This window comes from Rhodoferax sp. GW822-FHT04A08, from assembly GCF_058801025.1.
In genome coordinates this window covers 1-852 of the sequence record NZ_JBXAMW010000069.1, presented here as the reverse complement: position 1 = coordinate 852, position 852 = coordinate 1, and the positions used below count along the sequence as shown (strand labels likewise).

General features: G+C 60.0%; 1 protein-coding gene. It reads left to right on the top strand.

The features are described 5' to 3' along the window. Nucleotides 1-135: 135 nt before the first annotated feature. A partial coding sequence (gene sucD / locus AC1RMF_RS26605) for a succinate--CoA ligase subunit alpha (RefSeq protein WP_493145565.1) occupies nt 136-852 on the top strand: 717 nt, incomplete at its 3' end.

The window sequence follows — 852 nt, the reverse complement described above, 5'->3', positions numbered from 1 at the left end:
GGCGTGACACCCCCCCGAAGCGCCTGCGGCGCCTCCCCCTGCAGGGGGCGCCACCTACAGCCCGGCAAAGCCGGTTCTGTGGTGGCCACTGGGCTGGGCGTATGCACATCCATCGCGTTTTGACAAGGATTCATCATGAGCATCTTCATCAATAAAGACACCAAGGTCATCACCCAGGGCATTACCGGCAAGACCGGTCAGTTCCACACGGAAAAGTGCCAGGAATACGCCAACGGCAAGAACTGCTTTGTGGCCGGCGTGAACCCCAAGAAGGCGGGCGAGTCGATCTTCAACATCCCAATCTACGCCTCCGTCAAGGAAGCCGCATCGGAAACCGGCGCTACCGTGTCGGTGATCTATGTGCCGCCCGCAGGCGCTGCTGCTGCCATCTGGGAAGCCGTGGAAGCCGATCTGGATCTGGCGATCTGCATTACCGAAGGCATTCCGGTCAAGGACATGCTGGAAGTGCGCAACCGCATGAAGGCCAAAGTGGCTGCGGGTGGCAAGGAAACCTTGCTGCTGGGCCCGAACTGCCCCGGCCTGATTACCCCTGAGGAAATCAAGATCGGCATCATGCCCGGACACATCCACCGCAAGGGCCGCATTGGTGTGGTCAGCCGCTCCGGCACGCTGACGTACGAAGCCGTGGCGCAGTTGACCGAAATCGGTCTGGGCCAGTCTTCTGCAGTTGGTATTGGTGGTGACCCCATCAACGGTTTGAAGCACATCGACGTGATGCGCGCCTTCAACGAAGATCCCGATACCGATGCCGTCATCATGATCGGTGAAATCGGCGGGCCCGATGAAGCCGAGGCTGCACGCTGGTGCAAGGCCAACATGAAGAAGCCTATT